The organism is Thermosynechococcus sp. HY213 (genome assembly GCF_031460975.1).
Classification (GTDB): domain Bacteria; phylum Cyanobacteriota; class Cyanobacteriia; order Thermosynechococcales; family Thermosynechococcaceae; genus Thermosynechococcus.
In genome coordinates this window covers 48,096-70,354 of the sequence record NZ_JAVKVB010000008.1, presented here as the reverse complement: position 1 = coordinate 70,354, position 22,259 = coordinate 48,096, and the positions used below count along the sequence as shown (strand labels likewise).

Annotated in this window: 21 protein-coding genes and 2 tRNA genes; 7 read left to right on the top strand and 16 right to left on the bottom strand. The window is 54.9% G+C overall.

What is annotated here, in order from left to right; all coding sequences use genetic code 11:
• Positions 1–3 precede the first annotated feature (3 nt).
• Both RHK62_RS04430 and RHK62_RS04425 read right to left on the bottom strand, forming a co-directional pair.
• Positions 4–85 (bottom strand) — tRNA-Leu (locus tag RHK62_RS04430).
• Between the two features lie 24 nt (positions 86–109).
• Complete coding sequence (locus tag RHK62_RS04425) at positions 110–1,777, bottom strand: hypothetical protein (protein ID WP_302676815.1); 1,668 nt, start codon at positions 1,775–1,777, stop codon at positions 110–112.
• A 113-nt stretch (positions 1,778–1,890) separates the two neighbouring features.
• Here RHK62_RS04425 and RHK62_RS04420 point away from each other — a divergent pair.
• Positions 1,891–1,964, top strand: a tRNA-Arg gene (locus RHK62_RS04420).
• A 113-nt stretch (positions 1,965–2,077) separates the two neighbouring features.
• Here RHK62_RS04420 and fba read toward each other — a convergent pair.
• The 5 genes from fba to RHK62_RS04395 form a co-directional block, all read right to left on the bottom strand.
• Positions 2,078–3,157 (bottom strand): class II fructose-bisphosphate aldolase, encoded by a 1,080-nt coding sequence (gene fba, locus RHK62_RS04415; RefSeq protein WP_181495590.1) that lies wholly within the window; start codon positions 3,155–3,157, stop codon positions 2,078–2,080.
• A 159-nt stretch (positions 3,158–3,316) separates the two neighbouring features.
• Positions 3,317–3,562: a type II toxin-antitoxin system HicB family antitoxin gene (locus tag RHK62_RS04410; RefSeq protein WP_206201077.1), complete on the bottom strand. Its 246-nt coding sequence runs from the start codon at positions 3,560–3,562 to the stop codon at positions 3,317–3,319.
• 2 nt (positions 3,563–3,564) lie between these two features.
• On the bottom strand, positions 3,565–4,968 hold the full coding sequence (hemG, locus tag RHK62_RS04405; RefSeq protein WP_302676816.1) for a protoporphyrinogen oxidase: 1,404 nt from the start codon (positions 4,966–4,968) through the stop codon (positions 3,565–3,567).
• A gap of 24 nt (positions 4,969–4,992) precedes the next feature.
• The gene (locus tag RHK62_RS04400) at positions 4,993–5,196 is read right to left on the bottom strand and encodes a DUF2811 domain-containing protein (protein ID WP_011056228.1); all 204 of its coding nucleotides are present in this window, start codon (positions 5,194–5,196) and stop codon (positions 4,993–4,995) included.
• A gap of 554 nt (positions 5,197–5,750) precedes the next feature.
• Complete coding sequence (locus RHK62_RS04395; protein ID WP_310453328.1) at positions 5,751–7,016, bottom strand: Ycf66 family protein; 1,266 nt, start codon at positions 7,014–7,016, stop codon at positions 5,751–5,753.
• A gap of 343 nt (positions 7,017–7,359) precedes the next feature.
• Between RHK62_RS04395 and murC the strand changes: the two genes are divergently transcribed.
• Genes murC through RHK62_RS04380 form a run of 3 tightly spaced genes read left to right on the top strand, consistent with a single transcriptional unit; the run spans position 7,360 to position 10,768 of the window.
• Positions 7,360–8,784 carry a UDP-N-acetylmuramate--L-alanine ligase gene (gene murC / locus RHK62_RS04390; RefSeq protein ID WP_206201596.1) on the top strand — a complete coding sequence of 475 codons (1,425 nt, stop codon included), beginning with the start codon at positions 7,360–7,362 and terminating at the stop codon, positions 8,782–8,784.
• Positions 8,781–9,686 (top strand): UDP-N-acetylmuramate dehydrogenase, encoded by a 906-nt coding sequence (gene murB, locus RHK62_RS04385; protein WP_310453327.1) that lies wholly within the window; start codon positions 8,781–8,783, stop codon positions 9,684–9,686. Before murC ends, murB begins: the two co-directional genes overlap by 4 nt.
• Before the next feature lie 5 nt (positions 9,687–9,691).
• The gene (locus RHK62_RS04380) at positions 9,692–10,768 is read left to right on the top strand and encodes a glycosyltransferase (protein ID WP_310453326.1); all 1,077 of its coding nucleotides are present in this window, start codon (positions 9,692–9,694) and stop codon (positions 10,766–10,768) included.
• Between the two features lies 1 nt (position 10,769).
• On the opposite strand, the gene RHK62_RS04375 is transcribed toward RHK62_RS04380, so the two are convergent.
• From RHK62_RS04375 to RHK62_RS04350, 6 genes are read right to left on the bottom strand one after another with little or no spacing between them, the layout of a single operon-like run.
• Positions 10,770–12,485 carry an NAD+ synthase gene (locus RHK62_RS04375; protein ID WP_310453325.1) on the bottom strand — a complete coding sequence of 572 codons (1,716 nt, stop codon included), beginning with the start codon at positions 12,483–12,485 and terminating at the stop codon, positions 10,770–10,772.
• Between the two features lie 18 nt (positions 12,486–12,503).
• A complete protein-coding gene (locus RHK62_RS04370) occupies positions 12,504–13,214 on the bottom strand; it encodes an NrtR DNA-binding winged helix domain-containing protein (protein ID WP_206201071.1) in 711 nt (236 codons plus the stop codon).
• Positions 13,211–13,771 (bottom strand): nicotinate-nucleotide adenylyltransferase, encoded by a 561-nt coding sequence (locus tag RHK62_RS04365; protein ID WP_302676822.1) that lies wholly within the window; start codon positions 13,769–13,771, stop codon positions 13,211–13,213. Before RHK62_RS04365 ends, RHK62_RS04370 begins: the two co-directional genes overlap by 4 nt.
• The gene (locus tag RHK62_RS04360) at positions 13,768–15,081 is read right to left on the bottom strand and encodes a nicotinate phosphoribosyltransferase (RefSeq protein WP_310453324.1); all 1,314 of its coding nucleotides are present in this window, start codon (positions 15,079–15,081) and stop codon (positions 13,768–13,770) included. Before RHK62_RS04360 ends, RHK62_RS04365 begins: the two co-directional genes overlap by 4 nt.
• A 23-nt stretch (positions 15,082–15,104) precedes the next feature.
• Complete coding sequence (locus tag RHK62_RS04355; RefSeq protein WP_310453323.1) at positions 15,105–16,094, bottom strand: o-succinylbenzoate synthase; 990 nt, start codon at positions 16,092–16,094, stop codon at positions 15,105–15,107.
• 12 nt (positions 16,095–16,106) lie between these two features.
• Entirely contained in the window at positions 16,107–16,556 is a 450-nt protein-coding gene (locus RHK62_RS04350; RefSeq protein WP_206201067.1) for a hypothetical protein, read from the bottom strand.
• 145 nt (positions 16,557–16,701) lie between these two features.
• Here RHK62_RS04350 and recJ point away from each other — a divergent pair, with 145 nt between their 5' ends.
• A complete protein-coding gene (recJ, locus tag RHK62_RS04345) occupies positions 16,702–18,954 on the top strand; it encodes a single-stranded-DNA-specific exonuclease RecJ (protein ID WP_310453322.1) in 2,253 nt (750 codons plus the stop codon).
• A 290-nt stretch (positions 18,955–19,244) separates the two neighbouring features.
• On the opposite strand, the gene RHK62_RS04340 is transcribed toward recJ, so the two are convergent.
• Entirely contained in the window at positions 19,245–19,997 is a 753-nt protein-coding gene (locus RHK62_RS04340) for a YebC/PmpR family DNA-binding transcriptional regulator (RefSeq protein WP_310438055.1), read from the bottom strand.
• An 85-nt stretch (positions 19,998–20,082) separates the two neighbouring features.
• The gene (locus RHK62_RS04335; protein ID WP_011056031.1) at positions 20,083–20,223 is read right to left on the bottom strand and encodes a photosystem II reaction center protein K; all 141 of its coding nucleotides are present in this window, start codon (positions 20,221–20,223) and stop codon (positions 20,083–20,085) included.
• A gap of 79 nt (positions 20,224–20,302) precedes the next feature.
• On the opposite strand from RHK62_RS04335, the gene tadA reads away from it, so the two are divergent.
• Positions 20,303–20,797 carry a tRNA adenosine(34) deaminase TadA gene (gene tadA / locus RHK62_RS04330; RefSeq protein ID WP_302678838.1) on the top strand — a complete coding sequence of 165 codons (495 nt, stop codon included), beginning with the start codon at positions 20,303–20,305 and terminating at the stop codon, positions 20,795–20,797.
• Here the strand turns inward: tadA and folK are convergent.
• On the bottom strand, positions 20,718–21,299 hold the full coding sequence (folK, locus tag RHK62_RS04325; RefSeq protein WP_206201063.1) for a 2-amino-4-hydroxy-6-hydroxymethyldihydropteridine diphosphokinase: 582 nt from the start codon (positions 21,297–21,299) through the stop codon (positions 20,718–20,720). The genes tadA and folK overlap by 80 nt on opposite strands.
• A gap of 69 nt (positions 21,300–21,368) precedes the next feature.
• On the opposite strand from folK, the gene btpA reads away from it, so the two are divergent.
• Positions 21,369–22,259, top strand: a complete 891-nt coding sequence (gene btpA / locus RHK62_RS04320) for a photosystem I biogenesis protein BtpA (RefSeq protein WP_149820900.1) — start codon at positions 21,369–21,371, stop codon at positions 22,257–22,259.

The window sequence follows — 22,259 nt, the reverse complement described above, 5'->3', positions numbered from 1 at the left end:
CAATGGGCGAGGTCAGACTCGAACTGACATGGGAAATTCCCGCTACATTTTGAGTGTAGTGCGTCTACCATTTCGCCACTCGCCCTCAGACTTATTACTATACCATGCTTTAGGACGACTGAGTCATCTCCAGAGCGTGACAAGCGCGATCCACAAGGGTCTGTAGGGCAGGCAGTTGCTCGGTGTGTTCTGAGTAGTACAAATTGGCATTGCCGCGATCGGTGTCCTCCCAAAACTTGGGCTGAGCCTGGCGCAGGCGATCGCAATTTTGCTGAAAGAGACGCTTAAACCCCGCCAAGCCGAGAACCGCTGCATCCTCCACCATATCCTCAACAATCCGCTGCGCAAACTGAGGTTGCTGCCGTGCCAAGTAAAAGAGGGCAAGTCCCATTTGTAGGAGGCGAACCCCTGTACTTTTGCCATAGGGGCGATCGCCATTTTGGGGTTGACGCAGTTCCGGTGGATTATCTAGGCGAAGCATTTCCTCCAAGAGTTCCAGTTGCAGTCGCTCCTCCCACTGCTGCTCGTTCACCAAGATTAAGACCTTCTTTAGCTCAGCGGCAAAGACATCAACAATGAAATACAGTGCAGGACTATTCTGTGCTAACTCATAGACTTCATTCCCGTAGGCACGTAGATAATTCACACACTTTTGGGTGAGCTGGGGGCGCTGGTAATGCACCAGACTCTCAATAAACCGCCGATAGTGAAAGGCCAAGTTATAGAGATTGCGTGCCTCGTTGTAACGACTGCCGTGTTTAATGGCAAAGCGCATCATTGTATTAAAGCGAATAATGATTAGGTCCAGCAAAATGTCATCCCCCATACTGAGAATGCGGTGGGCGATCGCGCACATCTCAGAGCCACACAGCGACGCGAGAGGAAACTGCTCCTCCTCCAAAAAGCGCACATAGGCATTGCCGAGGAGCCGAAAACACTTTTGCTCATAGAAGGTATGGTTCTCTTCAATCTGGCTAAATTGGTCAAACATCGTCTTGAAGGCAATATCCCCCATCACCGCACCGCTGAGGCGAAAGAAATAGGCTGGGTAGTCGGGCTTGCAACTGATGTAGTGCTGAAGCAGTTCACTGACTGCACCAATAATCTCGGCCTGCGCTCCCCGAAACGCCACATAGGCCAGCAAATCATCCAATTGGTTCAATCCCGCGATCAGGTGAGCCTGACTACGGCGCAAAAACTGCGGTTGATAGGACACCCCATCCTTGAGAACAATGCCCAGTTGACTCATGTAGTGATACTGGCGGCGGTAAATTTGCTGAGCCACACTTTCTGGCTGGATGGACTTGAGAATGTAGAAGATGTAGGGGAGGGCCGTCAAAATTGCCAAGGGCAAGAGGCCGTATAAATTCAACAGGATGCTGCCGACAGGATGCCGTCCCAAGTCCTGCAAAACCTTGATGTAGAAGATATGGGCACCCCCCAAAACCAGACACCAGACATAGATCAGGCTCGTCCAGTCCTGCATGTACAGTTCAGTAATTTTGGGGATATTTTGCGCCGCAATGGAAATCACAATGATTAACGTACCGAGGGTGAGGCCGATGACCGAGAGCCACACCTCTGGGGCAAAGCCAGTATCAAAGGTACCAGCAACCAAGCCAGCAAAGAACCTTGGGGCAGTTGCTTTTAGATGAGCGAGGACAAGATTAGCACTGCTATCCAAGAGGGCAAGGGCAGCCAGACTCAGACCAAAAGCCACAAGCGATCGCGGCAGATGGGGAGTGGTCAAGAACCAGCGGTGGAGTTTCTTCAGCATCTATCCGTTTGAGTCAAGGGTCTCCGCTCCCGACTATGACACACCCGCGCGCAAATTTCCTGTCGCCCCTTTGATCTCTCTGGGAATTCATGCTAGGATAGTGTTCCTGACTTGGGCTTGTAGCTTAGTGGATTAGAGCGGCTGACTACGGATCAGCAGGTCGGGGGTTCGAGTCCCTCCAAGCCCGTTGAGTAAAGCTGAATAAAACTATAGAGCTATTATTTTTTATTCAAATCAAAAAGGGTGACCGTAGCCACCCTCTATCACGTTACTTATCGTTGCTCAGCGATCGCAGAGTGCCTAGACCACCACGGTTTTCTGAGTCACTTGTTTCAGTTCACCTTTGGCATATTTGGCAGCATAGTCATCAAGGCTGAGTTGCTTAATTTTGCTGGCATTGCCGGCGGTACCAAATTGCTGATAGCGTTCAGCACACACTTTTTGCATGTATTTAATGGAGGGCTTGAGGAAGTGACGGGGGTCAAATTCCTTGGGTGCCAAGGCGAGAGCTTCACGCACCGCAGCGGTAATGGCCAAGCGGTTGTCGGTGTCAATGTTCACTTTGCGGACACCGCTTTTGATGCCTTTTTGGATCTCTTCCACAGGCACGCCGTAGGTTTCAGGAATTGTGCCACCGTACTGGTTGATGATGTCAATTAATTCTTGGGGCACTGAGCTAGAACCGTGCATCACCAAGTGGGTGTTGGGCAAACGACGGTGGATTTCTTCCACGCGGCTGATGGCGAGGATTTCACCCGTGGGTTTGCGGCTAAATTTATAGGCACCGTGGCTGGTACCAATGGCCACTGCAAGGGCATCCACTTGGGTACGCTCCACGAAGTCCACAGCTTGATCGGGGTCAGTGAGCAGCATTGAGTGATCGAGGGCACCTTCAAACCCATGACCATCTTCGGCTTCCCCTTTACCGGTTTCCAAGGAACCAAGGCAGCCGAGTTCCCCTTCCACGGAAACACCAATGGAGTGCGCGACTTTTACCACTTCGCTGGTGACGGCCACGTTGTACTCATAGCTGGCGGGAGTTTTGGCATCCGCTTCAAGGGAGCCATCCATCATCACACTGGTAAAGCCGTTGCGAATGGCGGAGTAGCAGGTGGCAGGCTCGTTACCATGGTCTTGGTGCATCACAATGGGGATGTGGGGGTAGGTTTCCACCGCAGCCAAAATCAGGTGACGCAGGAAGTTTTCCCCAGCATATTTACGGGCACCCCGCGATGCTTGCAAAATCACGGGACTGTCGGTTTCATGGGCCGCCTGCATGATGGCTTGGATTTGCTCCATGTTGTTGACGTTGAAGGCGGGAATGCCGTAACCATTTTCGGCTGCGTGATCGAGCAGCAAGCGCATGGGTACGAGTGCCATAGGGTTATGTCCTCCTTAGTAGAGCGGATGTATCGCTTCGTTAACCTTACCGATAATCTTAGGCTATGTTTGCTCGTTTATGTTACAGGGGAGCGATCGCTGGCCTATTGAGAATACAGTCCTTTTCTATAGATCAGCCGTACCCAAAGAGGGTGAGGTTCAAAAAATCTCCCGTACGGGAACTTCAATGCCGTTAATCATGGGTACGGCAATGCCCCGCGAGACATGGAAGTAGATCCAATCCTCTAAGAGTTCGGAGAGATGCTCGCGGCATTCAAGCACTGTCTTGCCATGGGCCTTGACCCCCTCAAGGTCTGGAATTTCACCGTAAATCAGGCCATCCTCTGCATTGAAGTGATAGATAGCCCGCTCAAGAGCCGCATTCATATAGTCCGACAGCGACATCCCTAGGGCTGGCCTCCTGAAAGGTAGGCAGCAACAGCAGCAGCGGTTCGATTGCCATGTTCAACACGATCGCCCAAGGCGACACCCTCAGCATAGTTACTACACAGGAAAAGGCCGGGGGTTTGACTGAGGGCATGGGTCACCTGCTGCCACTGCTCAGGGTAGCCGACAATATATTGGGGAATCGCCCGTCGCCAAACTTTCATACCGAGTAAGCGTGCCTTGGCTGCGGGTAAATCAAGGAGGCGGCTCAAATCCTGCTGCACCTGCTGGACAATGGTTTCTTCGCTGAGGCTTGCCAAATCAGGATCCGTGGCACCGCCAATAAAACTCGTAAAGACTTGCCAACCGGCGGGAGTGCGTTGGGGAAAGAGACAGGACGACCAAATAGTGCCAAGGGTGCGGATGCCCTGACCGCGAGGAATGAGTACCCCAAAGCCGGGGCGGACACTGCGCCCGAGTCCAGCGGGGTAGGCCAAGACCACACAGGCCACGGTGGGATAGGGGATGGTAGCCAAAACACGGGCGATCGCTGGCTGAAAAGGCGCTACCAACTCTGCAGTTTGATAGGCGGGCGTTGCCAAGACCACACTGCGGGCGTGCCACGTTTGCTCACCACTGCGCAGCAGGTAGCCACCCTTGGATTCTGGGGTAATTTCCTGAACCGGGGTTTGCAGGTGAATCGGTGCCTTCAATTGTTGGGCGATCGCCCGAGGTAGCACAGCCAAGCCTTCCTTAAAGGAGCCAAGTTCCCCCGGTCGCATCTGCACACCCGTAGGCGGCTTCGGTTTAGGGGCTTGTTGACGCCGTAGGCGCAGGGCACCGGCAATGAGACTGCCACCCAGTTTTTCCAGTTGGGCAATACGACGAAAAGCAGCAGCGGCACTCAGTTGTTGTGGATCACCCGCATAAACCCCAGAGACAAAGGGCGCCACCAGCCGTTCAGCCACCTCTTGCCCCAAATGGCGACGGAAAAATGAATGAACTGATTCATCGCCACTGCCCAGATAGGGGGGCACAAACCCCAAGGCACCAAGGGCTGCCCGCACTTTTCCCCAAGGGCTGAGCAGATTTGAAGTAGCCAAGGCAAGGGGACGGGTGGGTTCTAGGGGGTAGAGGTGTCCCCGCCAGTAGATGTAGCGCGGTAGGTGGCGATCGCCCCGAATGAGTTCCGACTGCAAGCCCAGCTCAGCAATGAGTTGTAACAGGGCAGGGGTCGGTGCAAAGCTATTGGGACCCAGTTCCCAGACAAAGCCCTCCGCTGCTTGTGTCGTAATATTCCCCCCAAGGCGATCGCTGGCCTCTAGGACAACCACACTGTACTGGGGGGCGCTTTGCTGCAACCGCCAAGCCAGACTCAGGCCACTGAGGCCACCACCTACAATTGCGACATCTACCTCACTCACCCGTTTTGCTACCCTCCAACGTGTTTAGGATCGCTTGAACAACGAGTCGAGATAGACCCGTGCTGTGCGGCGATCGCATTCTCCATTTTGCAGCAAAAAGAGGGACAGTGCGGCCACAAAGACGCGATCCTGATCCCAATCGGGATGCCGCTCGAGGTAGTATTTCAGGGTCTCGTGTAGCTCCTCTGGAATCTCGGCAAGAATACTAATCGTGGCTTGAGCGTTCATACCGTGAGTTACCTCAATAAAACCAAGACAAAATTGCAGGCGCCATCAGCTCGCCCTGGGTAAACCTGTGGAAAACTCCCATAAAAGTTCTGACCAAATCCCCAGACCCCTGACTCAGAGCGGGATTTAGCCCTACATTCACAAGGTTTCAGAGCAAGTGAATCTCTATCCGTGGAACTCCATTGTCTGGGTTGTCCTAGGGTCTGTCAATCCTTGTTTTCACCGATCTTGGCGATCGAAATCCACGACAGAATCAGCGTTTCCGGACTTTTGACGCTCCTTGCGTTTTCCCCAAGGCTCCAGCAGCAGTTATCCCCAGAAATGCCTTGAAATCTGATCACACCGTCAAGGCCTGTGGAAAACTTTGCCCCAATCTGTGGAAAACCTTGGGAAAATTGGGGAATTTTTGGGGAAAGTTAGGGGAAAATTAAGGTTCTATTAAGGTTCGCTTCAGAGAAAATAAAAGCAGCAAAAGTCAGGGATTCATGACTTTATTAACTTTTGCGGGATTCGCGGAGCGATAAGTCCTGCCCTGTACCCGATGGCCTGAGAGGTCATAGACGGGCTTCAGGGGGCGGCCAGTCATCATCTTCAGGGGGAGTATGTTCTGGATTTTCGATGGTTGTCCCCTCTGACGTTGCCTCATCGTCAATATCACTACTTTCGGGAATATCCCCTAGGAGATCGGCGGCAGCGGTGCGCGATTCTGGCGATGGAGGCAGCGTTTCTGTCGGTTCAGCATCGGGAGCAGATTCAGAGACTAGAGGCGGTTCAACCACTCCTTCAGAGGTCGCCGTCGGTTCTGGAGTCTCAACCACTGTTTCAGGAGGGGCTGGTTCTGCCACTGGCTCAGGAGTGGCCGTGGGTTCTGGGGCATCAACGACTGTCTCAGGGGGCGTCACTGCTGCGGGCGTCACTGCTGCCGTTTCAGGAGGGGCTGGTTCTGCCACTGCCTCAGGAGTCACCGTGGATTCTGGAGTCTCAATTGCCGTTTCAGGAGATGCGTGCTCTTCTGGTGCTTCGGCCGTCACTGTGGGTTCTGGAGCGTCAACTGTTGTCTCGGGAGGGGCTGGTTCTTCTGAAGCAGTAACCGTTGCTGGTTCTGACTCCTCTGGGGTACTGGCAGTGGGCGGCTGCAGCGTTTCAACACTAGGCGTTTCTGGGGGAGTCATTTCGGCAACCCCTTCGGACGGCAGATCAGCCGGTGCGTCTGTGGGAGTGTCTGCGGTGGGGCTGGCTGTTGTTTCTGCGACTGGCGCTGGTTCAGCAGATTCTTCTGGGACGGTGGCTGCTTCCTCAGTGGCTGGGGTGGGTTGTTCGGCAACGGTACTGGGGGTGCTGGTTTCCCCTGTCCACAGATCTTCTTTAATGTCGCCAGTATCCATCGGCGGTGGTGGGGTATCCACAGGAAGCTGGGGGCGATCCGGCTGTTTCTGGAGGCGATCGCGCAAGCTACTGATGAAGCCTTGCAGTTGCTCACCGATTTTTGCAAAGGTACCTTCGGGCAGCAGAGACTGGACTTTTTGCCAGAGGGCTTGAGCTTTTTGGGTGTCGGTGCGATCGCCCGGGTAGGTGAGTTGCCAGCGATAGCTGAGGGTCTGCCAACCCAACCAGAGAATTAAGGCCACTGCGGCTGCTGTTCCTAGGAGCAATCCACCGCCAATGCGATCGCCATAGATCCACAGAGTCAGGGCAAAGAATAATCCCGCGCCACTGGCCACCAGATCAAACCTACGGTACAGTTCCGGTAGGAAGAACCCCAACAGATACAAGCCTAAACTGGCGATCGCCATACTCCAAGCCAGCAAGTTCGTCAGCATTCCCAGTCCTCAGAAAGATAACGGCACACCGACAAGGCGGTATCAACCTTCTACCTTACACCGCACTGAATTTGTCTCTGCTAAAGTTTATTCTTTGTCGAACTGCTGATCCCCAAGGAAGAGGGTGCCACGGGCTGAATAAACTGTTTGCAAAAAATTTTTGGCTCAGGGTGACATATTTGCCTTGGATCTGCCAGTATTAGCCCATGAGGATTGAGGGTGACCTGCTATGATGAGCCTAAGAATTTATGCCTATTGATACTAATCTATTGATATTAATTATTGATTCAACGTATTTCTTTTTGGTGGAGCGAAGGAGTTGTTTGTGGCAAATCAGCCAGTGATGGAGTTTAGTGAGCGTCCATTCCACTTCATTGGCATTGGTGGTATTGGTATGTCAGCCCTTGCCTACATTCTCGCCAAGCAGGGCTTTAGGGTGTCTGGATCCGATTTGCGTCCCAACCGCTTGACCGAGCAACTGGCTGAGTTAGGCGTGCAGATCTTTATTGGTCAGAGTGCGGCCAACCTTGAAACGTATCCCTTTGCCCCGCTGCCTCAAGTCATCTGCTCCACCGCCATTCGTAGCGATAACCCTGAATATCAAGCGGCTCAACGGTTAGGCTGTCCCATTTTTCACCGTTCCGATGTGCTCGCGGCACTGATGCACCGTAGCCAAAGTATTGCCGTTGCCGGCACCCACGGTAAGACAACCACCAGCAGCATGATTGCCTATTTGCTGTTGCAGGCCGGGCTGGATCCAACGATTATTGTCGGGGGTGAAGTGGCGGCGTGGCAGGGCAACGCCCGCGTGGGTCAAAGTCCTTACCTTGTTGCTGAAGCGGATGAGTCCGATGGCTCCCTGCGCAAATTCCATCCCCATATTGGCGTCATTACGAATATCGAGCTTGACCACCCCGATCACTATAATTCCTTGGAAGAGGTGGTGGCCACGTTTCAGCAGTTTGCTGATCAGGCAGACATTGTGATTGGCTGTGCCGATTGTCCGAATATCCACGATCGCCTACATCATCCGCGCCTGTTGACCTATAGCCTGCAGCGACAAGGGGCGGTGGACTACTGTGTGGATCATATTCAATACACCTCTGAGGGCACCACGGCACGGGTTTGGGAGCGAGGCACCTCCCTTGGCATTCTACAACTGAGTGTCTTAGGTGCCCACAATCTCCAAAATGCTCTGGCGGTGATTGCAGTGGGACGTTATCTTGGCATTGACTTTGCCACCATTGCTGCTGCTTTATTGGAGTTTCGCGGTGCCCGCCGCCGCTTTGAAGAACGGGGACAGGTGAATGGGATTCGCTTTATTGATGACTATGCCCACCACCCCAGCGAAATTAGTGCAACCCTAGAGGCAGCCCGCCTGCAAGTGGGGACGCAAGCTCCTTGGCAACGGGTCGTGGCCGTGTTTCAACCCCATCGCTATAGCCGCACCCAAACCTTTCTCGAGGCCTTTGGCCAGTGCTTCACCGCAGCGGATCACGTGATCTTGACGGATATCTATAGTGCGGGTGAACCCAATCCCGGCACAATTAGTGGTGCTGATGTGGCCGCCTGTGCCCGTCAGTATCATGCTGCAGTGGATTATTGCCCCACCCTTGAAGCGGTACAAACTCGCTTGGCGCATCTGCTGCAACCGGGGGATCTGGTGATCTTTCTTGGGGCTGGCAATCTCAATCAACTGATTCCGTCTGTAATGGCGGATCAAGAACAATTAAGTGTCTCTTCCCTCACTGAGGCGATCGCCCTATGACCTTGTCCTGCTTGCCCCAAACCCAGTGCCCTCTGCAACGCCACATCTCCCTTGCCGAGTTTACGACCCTGAATGTGGGGGGCTGTGCCGAATGGTTTGTGGAACCGCGTACCGTTGCTGAATTGCAGGCAGCCTACATCTGGGCGCAGGAACAGGAACTGCCAATTACGGTTTTGGGGGCAGGCTCTAATCTGCTGGTGAGCGATCGCGGTGTGGCGGGTCTTGTGATCGCCACCAGGCATCTGCGCTATCTCAACAGTGATCTAGAAACTGGACAACTGACGGTGGGTGCGGGGTATCCCTTGCCCAAGTTGGCTCACTATGCTGCAAAACTCGGCTGGCGCGGTCTGGAGTGGATTGTTGGCATTCCCGGTACGGTGGGGGGGGCAGTGGTCATGAATGCCGGTGCCCATGGTGGCTGTACAGCGGAGCGACTCGTGTCAGCGGTGATTTTGGAACCCGATGGCACATTGGCGGTGGTGGCGGCACGGGAGTTGGGCTATGGCTACCGTACCTCTTGTCTTCAAAACAGCCAGCGATTGGTGCTGCAGGCCACATGGCAGCTGGAACCGGGACATGACCCAGCCCAGGTGAAAGCAGACACCCAAAAACACCTGAGCGATCGCCTGCGGACGCAGCCCTACGATTTCCCCAGCTGTGGCAGTGTCTTCCGCAATCCCCAAGAGCGAACAGCGGGTTGGTTAATTGAGCAAACGGGCTTGAAGGGCTACCAGATTGGCCGCGCCCAAGTTTCTGAAAAACACGCCAACTTTATCCTCAACTGTGGCGGCGCAACAGCGATGGATGTCTATCGCTTGATTCGCCATGTACAAGCTGCTGTTGCGGATCGCTGGTCCGTGTGGTTGCAGCCGGAAGTGAAGCTGATTGGTGACTTTGCCTAGTTGCTATGGCCATTACCCTCTGTATGATTGTACGGGATGAGGCGGCACGCTTACCCCAATGCCTTGCCAGTGTGGTTGGTGTGGTGGATGAGGCGGTGATTGTGGATACGGGGTCTCAGGATGAAACGGTGGCGATCGCCCGCCAGTGGGGAGCACGGGTCTATGAAGTTCCTTGGCAAGAGGATTTTGCTGCCGCTCGCAACATTGCCCTGCAATATGTCACTACCGAGTGGGTACTGGTTCTCGATGCGGATGAAACGCTGACACCGTCATTTGCCGCCGTACTGCCTGAGATCTGCCGACAACCGAATTGGCTGGTGGTGATATTGCTGCGGCAGGAATTGGGCGTTGTGCCCCCCTATACTTATGTGTCGCGCCTCTTTCGTCACCATCCCGACCTCTTTTTTCAGCGTCCGTACCACGAAACGATTGATGACAGCGTTCTTGCCCTGCAGCAGCGGGAACCCCATTGGCAAATTGGTCAAGTTAACCGTGTGGCCCTTGTGCACAGTGGCTACCTTGGTTCCCAGCGACAACAAAAGCAGGAACGGGCGGAGCGGATCATGCGCCGCCACCTTGAGCAGCACCCTGAGGATGCCTACCTGTGGACTAAATTGGCAGGGGTGTATCTGGCTAAAGGAGCTTGGCAGCAGGCTCAGCACTGTCTGGAGCAGGGGCTAAAGGTCAAAAGCGTCCCCCCTGCCGTTGCCTACGAACTCCACTATCAACGGGGCAATCTCTACGCCGAACGCGGTGAGTGGCCGGCAGCAATCCAAGCCTATGAAACCGCCCTCAGAACCCCCACCCCTGAGGTGATGCATCTGGCAACCTATCTGCGGCTGGCGGAGGCCCAAAAGCAATTGAAACGCTGGGGCGATGCCCTTGCCACCTACGATCGCCTGCAAGCCGTGGATCCCACCTGTGCCTTAGCCTATCAAAATCAGGGAGCCCTGCTGCTGCGTTTAGGACAACTCAGACCGGCCCTTGACAAACTGCGGCAAGCCATTCATTTACTGCAGGCTCAAAATCCCCAAGAAGCGCAACGCCTCAGCCAAGAACTGCAAGCCATGGAACTGCTGTAGCTTACCACTGGGCGGCAATCGGCATCCGCCAACCGGAACCAAAGGCGCGATCGGTCACTTTCAACCCCGGTGCCGCCTGCTGACGTTTGAATTCTGCCCGTTGAACCATGCGGCGCACCCGCTGCACTAAGTCTAGATCATATCCGGCAGCGGCAATTTCCTGATCTGACTGGTGGCGATCGATCATTCGTACCAAAATGCCATCGAGAATGTCGTAGGGCGGTAGGCTATCCTGATCCGTTTGGCCGGGTTTGAGTTCGGCACTGGGGGCTTTGGTGAGAATGGGGGGGGGAATGACAACGGCACCAGCGATCGCCAGATCGGGAATCGGATGCCCTTGGGCGGCCTGCTGATTCAGCCAATGGCAGAGTTCATAGACACGGGTTTTGGGCACATCGGCAATGGCTGCAAGGCCACCATTCATATCGCCGTAGAGGGTGCAGTAGCCCACCGCTAGTTCAGACTTATTACCCGTGGAAATAAGCAAGTGGCCAAACTTGTTGGCGATCGCCATCAGCAGCGTACCGCGAATACGGGCTTGGATATTTTCCTCGGCAACTCCACTGGGGGTACCAGCAAATAGAGGCGCCAGCACCTCACTGTAGGTCTGCATCAGGGGCGCAATCGGTAAGATCTGCGTGGCAATGCCCAGATTTGCGGCCAAGTCCTTCGCATCGGTTATCGAGTGATCGGAACTGTAGGGAGAGGGCATCAACACCCCCAGCACCTGTTGGTTGCCCAAGGCTGCCGTCGCGATCGCTGCCACCAAGGCGGAATCAATCCCCCCACTGAGGCCAATGACCACTTGTTGAAAGCCACATTTGCGGACATAGTCGCGCACCCCTAAAACCAAGGCTTGCCAAATTTCCTCAGGTTCGCCTGTGGCTGCAGGGGCGATCGCCGTTGGTTCGAGGTCTCCCCTTTCCCAGCGCACGGCTAGGTAGTCCTCACGAAACCCCTTGGCTTGGCTAACGATCTCACCCTGACGATTCACCGCTAAGCTGCTGCCATCAAAAATCAAATCATCATTGCCTCCCACCTGATTGGCGTAGATTAAGGGACAGCCATATTGGCGAGCCGTATGTTCAATCAACGCCTGCCGTAACTTCGGTTTGCCAACACAGTAGGGCGATGCCGAAAGATTCACAATCAGATCTGCTCCCTGGGCCACCAATTCAGCAACGGGATTGCGCTGGTAGTACCGCTCTCCCCAAAACTGCTCATTGTTCCAGAGGTCTTCACAGATGGTGACGCCAATTTTGAGTTGATCGCTGGCCGTCGTTAATGTAAAGAGATTCTCCGTACCGCCGGGGGCAAAATAGCGACATTCATCAAAGACATCGTAGGTGGGCAATAACTGCTTCGCAAAGGCCTGCTGCACCTGTCCCCCCTTCAGCAGGGCTGCGCCATTGTAGAGGGGCTTTTCGCCCTTGACGCCAGCGGCGGGATTGGCTAGCACTGTGCCCACTAAAACCGCCACATCAGCCGGTAAGGCAGCGGCAAGGCGGTGCAGTTCTGCTTGAATCGCTTCAACAAAGTAGCGGTTGAGGAGCAGATCCTTGGGGGGGTAGCCACAGAGGGCGAGTTCAGAGGTGATCAGCAGATCCAGAGGGTGCTGGCTGCGGATCTCTTGGACTGCGGTGAGAATTGCTTGGGCATTGGCTTTGAGACTGCCGACGGTGGGGTTGAGTTGCGCAATCCACAGATGCACGGCCATAGGAACTCCTCAAAAAGTTTAGACAAAAACTAGGGGTTTATCCTTCAGCGGCGCAAAGGCCTCGCGATCGAAACGGTAGAGGGTTGCCGGTCGGCCCGCGCCGCGGATCACTTTTTGGTGCGTATCCTGCAAAATGCCGAGTTTCAAAAGCCGTGAGCGGAAATTGGAGTAGTCGGAGAAGTTGGCTCCCAAAACGGTGCTGTAAAACTGGTAAAGATCATTGAGGGTGAAGTACTCTGGCAGCACATCAAAGGCAACGGGGCTGTACTCCAGCTTATTGCAGAGGCGGCGATGACCGTAGGCCAAGATTTTGCTATGGTCAAAGGCCAGTTCTGGACAGGTACTTAGGGCAAACCACTGCACGGGACATTCGCCGGCGGCAATCAGTTCCGCATCAGCAAAGCGCACCAAGGCAAAGTAACTCACAGAAAGATAGCGCTTGCCATAGGTGCCCTCGCGGGGATCTCGCGCCGGTTCGCCAAAGGTGTACAGTTGCTCCAGATAGAGGTTACGGACGCGAATTTTTTCCGCTAGGGTGCGATAGGCAGCGGCTTCAAGGGATTCCCCCTGCCGCACGAGGGTACCGGGGAGGCTCCAATACCCGGCAAAGGGCACCTGTTGTCGCTGAACCAGTAGCACAAGAAGGCGATTTTGATCCGTATCCACAGAGAAAATAACGTTGTCCACGCCAACAACAAATTCCGCAAGGGGTAAAGGGGAGGCGCTCATGGCTGGGAGTAGAGTCCTTGCTGCTGAATGTACTGGGCGATCGCCGGCAGGAGTTGTTGTTCATCCCGCTGTTGCCGATAGGTCGTCGAGGAGACCGCCGGCCCACGATAGTCAGCCAGTTCCACTTGGGGACATAGTGGCTGCACGGCTTGCCAGTCCTTGGGGTCAATGACAACACCGGGACGCTGCAAGACCAACAGTTGCACCTGTGCAAGCAGTTTCTCCGCCTGATACCACTGCGGCAGTTTAGCGAGAACATCACTGCCCACCACTAGGGTAAGGGGTTCATTCGGCCACTGCTGCTTTACCTGCTCCACGGAATGGATGGTGTAGGGGTGGCTGAGTTCGGGGTGATGCTCGACATTGGCACGGTTGAGGCTGCGCACCAAGAGATTGAGCATGGCTTGGCGATAGGGCAGGGGGGTTTGCTGCCCTTTGAAGGGATTATCGGCTGCCCACACTAGGACGCGGTCATAGCGATCGCTCAACCACTGGAGAATATCCCCGTGGGCGGCGGTGGGTGGATCAGCGCTGGTACCAAAAAGGGCAATCGTCATGGATGCTGTCGCAACTGTTGAATCAGGGCTTCCAAGGCAGGGGAATAGACCACGGGCTGGGTGACATCGAGGAGCGTCTCTGGCAATTCTGCCAAACTGGCGCGGTGGCGATCGCGAATTGTCGCCAAGGACTCCGGGGGAGAGAGGGGGTGCCCTGCCTGCATGACCAGTTCGAGGAGCGGTTTGCCCCAAACATTTTCCTCGCTGGCAAGGGCAAGGCAATCCCCACTGGGACGGCGATAAATTTGCTTGCGTCCTGGCAACGTCATTTTGCCACTGGAGGTCTTCATGACTCCCTGACCATTGATTTCCACGAGTTTATAGACCCCGTTGACAGGATCCCCCGTTACCAGCTTCGTGCCAATGCCATAGGCATCAATACAGGCACCGGCTGCTCGCAGGCGGCGAATTTCCCCCTCATCGAGATCCCCACTGGCAATAATTTTCGCTTGGGGCAGGAGCTGGCGAATTTTCTGGGAGAGGCTAAGGAGATCCCCTGAATCAATGCGCACGGCCTTGACAACAATTTCCCCGGCCGCTTGGCGATCGGCAAGGGTAGCAACGGCAGCGAGGGTGTCGTAGGTATCGACCAACAGTGCGCCTTCGGGATAGTAGCGCAGGAAAACCGTAAAGGCATCCTGTTCTGTACCAGCAAGGGTGGCGATCGCCATCACCAGAGAATGCGCCATCGTGCCTGTGGGGGAAACCCCCAACTGCTGTGCTGCTAAGACATTCGAAGTGGCCGTAAATCCGGCGGCGAGGGCTGAGCGTGCTGCCCATAGGGAAGCTTGGGGACTATAGGCGCGCCGCGTGCCGAATTCCAGCAGATCTACCTCTTCTCCCACCAACTGTCGCAGCCGTGAAGCGCGGGTAGCCACAAGGGTTTGGTAGTTCACGATATTGAGCAGACAAGTTTCTAGCCACTGGGCTTGCCAGAGGGGGGCTTCAATCCGCAGCAGGGGTTCTTGGGCAAACACCACTGTCCCTTCCGGAACCGCCCAGACATCCCCACGAAACTCACTGTGGCTCAACAAGTCCCAAAATGCTGCAGGTGCCCGCTCAAAAACCGCTAGACTTTTCAAGTAATCAATTTGCTGCGGGGTGAATTGCACTTGTTGTAGGTATTCCAGTACCTGAGCCAACCCCATGGCCACCAAATACGTATATCCTCGGGGTAGTCGCCGCACACTGAGTTCAAAGCTAGCGGGTGTCCAAGCCAAATCCTCACCTGCGTAGGTGGCCACCATTGTCAGTTGGTAGAGGTCCGTCAGCAAACTGTAATCACTGGCGGCCAAGGTGAAACCTGTCATGGCTTTGAGAGGTGAAGGATGTTTTATTTATAGTAATTTTTACCATAATTGTCAAGGCAATCCCATATCGCTGTGTAATCCGCAAGAGTGTTCAGTAGGCGAGCCGATCGCCAGCGTTCGACGCCAAAGCCAAGGGCACGACAGGGTTGCCACGTTTCAAAGCACTGAAAAATTGCCGTGCGGGCGATCGCCCCTTCGAGGGCAGAGGAAAAGACCAGCCGTTGCGGTTCTAAACCTTGACGCAACAGGACACTCAAGCGTTCTGGAGAGCCAAACAGCGCTGGCTTAATCACAAAGCGTCCCGGCCAGCCGCGCTCTAACCAACGCTGCAATTCTCTTGCACTCACTACGCTCTCATCGAGGGCGATCGCGGTTATCACCGTCTGAGACAGCCTCAATAGGGCTTGCCATTGGTCAGGGGGTAGCGGTTGCTCCACATACTCAATTTTGCCGTTCCCATGGCGATCGAGCCAAGCAAACCACCGCTCTGCAGTGGCCAAATCCCAACCCCCATTGGCATCAAGGCGTAATTTAGCCCCCTGAGGCAGGGCTGCCAGTAAGGTCGTGAGGATTCCTTGCTCCTCCTCTGGGGACAGGACACCGACTTTCCACTTGAAGGTGGTTTGCCCCCGCTGCCAAGGCTGCTGCCACTGCTCAAGGGCGGCCGGACCACTGCCTAAAAGGGCGCAGATTGGCCAAGGGTGAATCCTATAGGGCAATTGCCCGACACTTTGCCATGCCGTGGCAAACCCAAACTGGGCGGCGGGTAAGTCCTCAGGAATTGCGGCAATGATCTCTGGGCTGAGGTGACAAGGCAGTTGCTGACACAGGGCAATAGCGGCACTGAGGGTTTCGCTGCCCCAGCCGGGAAGGGGGGCAATTTCACCGTAGCCCACTTGACCTTGTTCATCTTCAAGGCGTAGATAAATTCCTGAGCGCGATCGCCAGACCCCCTGCGCCGTTGCCAAGGGTTCTCGAAGGAGTTCCTCATACACCCGCCATTGCCAGCGCATCCGTGCAGGCCGCTAAACCCGTTCAAGCGTTGCCTCGAGCAAATGTTTGAGCTTATGGCTGTTGTGAATCCCACTCAGCAGTGTGTAATGATTGGCATCCAGTTGCCAGTAGTGCTCGAAGCCTGTACAGCGGTTGGCATCCCCCAGCAAAATAAACTGCTGCACGATCGCATGGGGCGTAATCCATCCCTCTCCCTCCAGCCGACCCAAGAGACTATGTTGGAGCACATAGGTAAACACCTGCTCATCCACTTCCAACTTCCCCCGCGACTGCAACACTAATTCTGGCTTAACTTGATCGGGAAAGGTGATCTTGGCGGCCATTGAAAACCAGTCATCTTGGCCGTAGGAGACGAGAATCCTCCCCGTCACCGGAATCGGCTCCTGATTTGCCTCTAACCACATTCCCTTGAGCAGCCACCGCCCCCCATCAACTAAAAACGTATGATTCACGTTTCTCATATCCCCAATGGCTGTCCTGATTGTAGCCTTCCCCAATTTTCAGTGCTAGAGATCAGCAGCAATTTTTGGAAGTCTCTCTGGCCGCAGGGGGCGATCGCTATGATCAAAGAAGATCTTTGCAGTCTTCTCTGAGAAATTCACTGCCATGCAACGTCCTTGGCAAGTTTATTCTGCTGACCCCACCCCCCTAGACTTCATCGAGGCGGTTAAGAGGCTCCACCCTGATGCAGGCGCCATCACTGCTCAGTTACTTTGGCAACGGGGCTACCGTGATCTGAAGCGGCAAGTGCCCGCTTTTTTAGATTGGCGACACTACCAACCTGCCTCTCCCTTTGAGTTTCCAGAAATGCAAGCTGCCCTCGCCCGTTTGCAGAAAGCCCTAAACAATCAAGAAAACATTGCCATTTGGGGAGACTTTGACACCGATGGGGTCACGGCCACCGCCGTCCTCTGGGAAGGGCTAAAACCCCTTTTGGGGGCACAATTGGTGGATTTTTATATTCCCAATCGCCAGCAAGACTCCCATGGTCTCTCGCGCCATGGCCTTGAGGAGCTTCAGCAAAAAGGTGTTTCCCTGATCATTACCTGTGATACCGGCTGCACAAACGGTGCTGAAATTGCCTTTGCCCGTGAGTTGGGGATGGATGTGATTGTTACCGATCACCACACCCTTGAACCCGCTTCCCTGGGGGCTGTGGCGCTGATTAATCCGCGGCAGTTGCCTTTGGAGCATCCGCTGCGCCATTTATCCGGGGTTGGCGTCGCCTACAAGTTCTTGGAAGCCGTTTACGCAACATGGCCAGAGAAAACCCAAGGGTATGCCCTTGAAAATCTCCTTGATCTGGTGGCCATTGGCCTGATTGCCGACGTGGTTGAACTCAAGGATGAGTGCCGCTACCTTGCCCAGCGCGGCCTAGAACGACTCGGAAAGTGTCAGATCCTTCGACCCGGCATTGCTGCCCTTTTGGAAGGGGCGTCCAAAACGACGGTTGGGCAACGGGAGATTAGTTTTACCGTCGCACCCCGCCTCAATGCTGTCAGTCGTGTAGAGGGAGATGTGCGGCCTTTGATTACGCTGTTGACCACCCAAGATTGGTTCCAAGCGCGGCAGTTGGCACAGCACATTAAAAAAGTGAATGCAGAACGGCAGCGACGCCAAAAAGAGATTACCAAAATGGCTCATGCCAAAGTCGCTCAGTTGGATCTCTCAGCATCGCGGGTGATTCTGCTAACTGATGACAGTTGGCCCTTGAGTCTTTTGGGGCTGGTGGCGAACGATATTGTCAAAACCTATGGCCGCCCCGCCATTTTACTTCAGACAAATCGAGAAACGGGCATGGCCGCAGGTTCAGCGCGCTCCGATGGCTTTGTGGATCTCTATGAGGCACTCCACAGCCAACGGCACTTATTTGAGGGATTTGGCGGGCATCCCTATGCAGCGGGCTTTCGGCTGAAGGTGGCGCATATTCCCCTTTTGGAAGCCGCCCTCAACCAATTCTTGGCACAAAAAGAGGGCACGGCGATCGCGACACCAAAACCCTTGAGGATTGACTTGGAAGTGAGCTTGGATCAACTCAATGAGCGATTGCTCAAGGAACTAGAAGTGCTGGCTCCCTTTGATTCTACTCACCATCCTCTCCCCCGCTTGCTGGTGCGCAATGTGAAACTTACTGACCTCAAAGATAACCAGAACAGGGGGAATCAGAACATCAGAAAATACGTCTCAATGCTGCTTCGCGATCCCCAAGGGAAGTCCTCCTTTCCTGCCAAGTGGTGGGATCATCAAGTGGCGGATTGTCCCAAAGAACGCTGTGATCTGGTGATTGAGCTAGAGCAGTGGCAAAAGTCCCTATCAGCCATCATTAAAGAGCTGCGACCCAGTGCAACCAATGTCATCCAATCGGCCTCTTTTCAGTCCCTCATGGATTATCGCGATCGCCCCCACGAGGCAAGCGGCAAGAGTCTGCGCGTCGAAACTTGCCCGACATCACGGGAAAGCTGGCGCCAGTGGATTCAGCGAGCGAAAAGGGAACAGCAACCTTTAATTCTGGCCTACTCTCTCCCTCCAGAGCAGGACGCCCTAAAAGTCTGGCAGGCATTTTTGACGTTATGCCAACAGGCCAGTCAGCAGGGAACATCTTTACAACGCGAGGAGTTGCGGGAACACCTTGGCATTGAAATGGCCACCTTGAACTATGCCCTCAATGTGCTGGAGACACTGGGGGTTCAAGTTATGCAGAGCGGAGAAGAGTTTTGGTGTGAGTGGCCACCTGAAGTGAAATCTTCCCGCCATACGGCAGTGGCCTTAGAGACCTTCACAGCAGCGATCGCCGAGGAAAATTTCCGTCGTCGCTATTTCGCCGCCGCCCCCCTCCCAGCGCTTCAGGAAACACACTAAAAACTGGCTACAACTTTTTTCAGCAGGGAACCTGAGGAACACACACGAGCCGACAGGGGAAACACACAAAGGCGGGAACACACAGGCAATCAACGTTGATTGAGAGAAGAAGAGCGATCGCTCTAAGGAGAGCCTCAGTCTGGTTACACACAACGTGCCTCGGTGCAATGCCTGCAACCGTACTTTTATGCTCCCACGGCTGCCTTTGGCTGCCCACCGTGTTTCCACTCAATTTTTTGAGTCTCAGCAGCGCAGAAATCTTTGCCAAAATCCCGTAAAACCACGGATGCCTAGACGTACATCGCCTCCATGAGGGCATCGCTCATCGTGACGTTGGTGGCCACACTTTGAATATCGTCGAGAGCTTCAAGGGCATCCATCAACTTGAGGACGCGCCGCGCGGTATCTTCATCGGTGATTTCTACCGTATTCATTGAGACCCAGCGGCTTTCGGTGTCGAGAACAGTGTAGCCGTGTTCTTTCAGGGTTTCGCTGACGGTTTCTAGGGCAGGCACGGGACAGCGCACCTCAGCTACATCCCCTAGCATTTCATAGGTTTCCACATCAGCCGCTAGGAGTGCCTCAAGGAAGGCTTCCTCATCTGTAGGGGCGGTAACAGTAACAATGCCCCACTGCTCAAACATCCAGCCCACACAGCCGGTTTCGCCGAGGTTGCCCCCTTGCTTATTGAAGGCTGCCCGCAGATCCGCTGCCGTGCGATTGCGATTATCCGTGAGGGCCTCAATCAAAAACGCCACACCCCCTGGACCATAACCTTCGTAGCGAATTTCCTCTAGGGGGGCATCACTCTCAAGCGTACCCGTCCCTTTGGCGATCGCCCGCTCAATATTTTCACTGGGAATCCCCGCGGCTTTTGCTTTCTCAATCGCACTGCGCAGTTGAAAGTTGCCCGCTGGATCCCCTCCCCCATGCCGCGCCGCGATAATAATCGCTCGCGATAGCCGCGCAAAGGTCTTGCCCTTTTGGGCATCCACCCGCGCCTTTTGCCGTTTAATGTTTGCCCACTTACTGTGACCTGCCATAGGGGAAACACATGCCAAAAGTCAAGAAGAACCCCGCTGAAATCAACGGGGCAAGTCAACAGGGTTATTTTGATCGAAGCTATCTTTAACGGAAACCGACAGCGGCTTGCCAAACAAAGGCCAAGGCCAAAAAGAGCACAGGAATTACCGGCAGCACATCCACGAGGGGATCAAAAATGGCGTAGGCTTCCGGGAGTTTAGCAACCAAAACTAAAGCATCAATCATGGTGTTTTCCTAAAAGAATTCAGCGATCGCAAGAGAACTGAAAAAATAGTACCATAGCCACTGCGGCAACGGGATCGCCATGCCAGACATTCTCCCTTTATCCGAAACAGACCTGCATGACTTTTGGATGCAACAGGCGATCGCCCTCGCAGCACAGGCAGGAGCTGCCGATGAAGTGCCTGTAGGCGCGGTGATTGTCAGTGCCGAGAATGAACTCATTGCCACGGGGGAAAATCGCCGCCAGCGAGATCATGACCCCACTGCCCATGCGGAAATCATTGCCCTCCGCCGCGCGGGTCAACGTCTAGGTACGTGGTATTTAACGGGCTGCCGCCTCTATGTGACCCTAGAACCCTGCCCGATGTGTGCCGCTGCCATTGTTCAAGCCCGCATTCACACCCTCATCTACGGGACGACCGATCCAAAAGCTGGGGCCATTGATTCAGTGCTGCAACTTCCGCAAAGCCCAGCGGTGTTCCACCGGATTCAGGTGATTAGCGGGGTTCAGGCGGCGGCCTGTCGGCAGCAGTTGCAAACGTGGTTTCGCCAGCACCGTCAGAGAGAACGGCAATAATGCCCGCATCCCCCACTCGCTCCCGTAGGGTTTGGATGGTGTCACCCAGTAGGGGGTGTCGCCAGTGGGGGGCGATCGCTGCAAGGGGCACAAGGACAAAGGGTCGCTCGGCCAAGCGGGGATGGGGCAGGGTGAGTTCGGCAGTGGTCATGACGCGATCGCCATAGAGCAGCAGATCCAGATCAAGCGTGCGGGATCCCCAATGCTCTTGCCGTTGGCGACCAAACTGCGTCTCAATCCTTTGCAGCGTTTGCAGAAGTGCCCAAGGGGAAAGTTGCGTTCGGGCAATCAGACAGCCATTCCAGTAGTCCGGTTGCGGGGGGCCTATCGGGGTCGTGCGATACCACGGCGAGCAGGCTAAGACATGAATCCCCGGCGTTTGGGCAAGCACTTGGACGGCTGAGCGCAGTTGTAGCAATGGCTCACCAAGGTTGCTTCCGAGGGCGATCGCCACGAGGGGGGGGTCAGACGGGGATATACTTAAGTCAGTGCATTCTGCCATTGTGCCTGTGTAGAGTGCCTGCCACTCCTCCTGTTATACCTGCACTGTTCACCTATTGCCGAAATTGTTGTGGATCTCCAGACTCTCTTTCACACTGCAACCCCCGTCATTGGTGTTGTCCACCTCCTGCCCTTACCCACCTCTGCCCGTTGGGGGGGGAGCCTGAAGGCCGTTATTGACCGCGCAGAACAGGAAGCCACAGCCCTCGCCTCAGGGGGCGCCAATGCCATTATTGTTGAGAATTTCTTTGATGCTCCCTTCACCAAAGATCGGGTGGATGCCGCCGTCGTCAGTGCCATGACCTTGGTGGTGCAGCGGTTAAAGAATCTGGTGGCCTTGCCCATTGGCCTGAATGTGCTGCGCAATGATGCCTTCAGTGGTCTGGCGATCGCTGCCTGTACCGGGGCACAATTTATCCGCGTTAATGTGCTCACTGGGGTAATGGCGACAGATCAAGGCATTATTGAAGGCCAAGCCCATCAACTCCTGCGCTACCGCCGCGAACTGGGGCAAGACATCAAAATTTTTGCCGATGTGATGGTAAAGCACGCCCAGCCGCTCCACAGTCCGAACCTCGCCACTGCGGTACGGGACACCTTTGAACGGGGACTCGCCGATGGGGTGATTCTCTCCGGTTGGGCAACGGGACATCCGCCCACTGAGGAAGATCTATCCGTGGCCGCCAGTGCCGCCAAGGGACAACCCCTCTTTATTGGCAGTGGTGCCTCTTGGGACAATGTGGAGCAATTAGTGCCCTACGTCAACGGCGTCATTGTTGCCAGTTCTCTGAAGCGCAATGGCCAGATTGAACAACCCATTGACCCCATTCGTGTCAGCCGTTTTGTCGAAGCATGGCAGCGAGCCCACCACAAGATTCAGGAACTCAATCGCGCCAATGGCAACTGCCGGGGGTCGATCAATGAACCCCTGCCAGCCATGGTTGTGCACGGCCAAAAATGA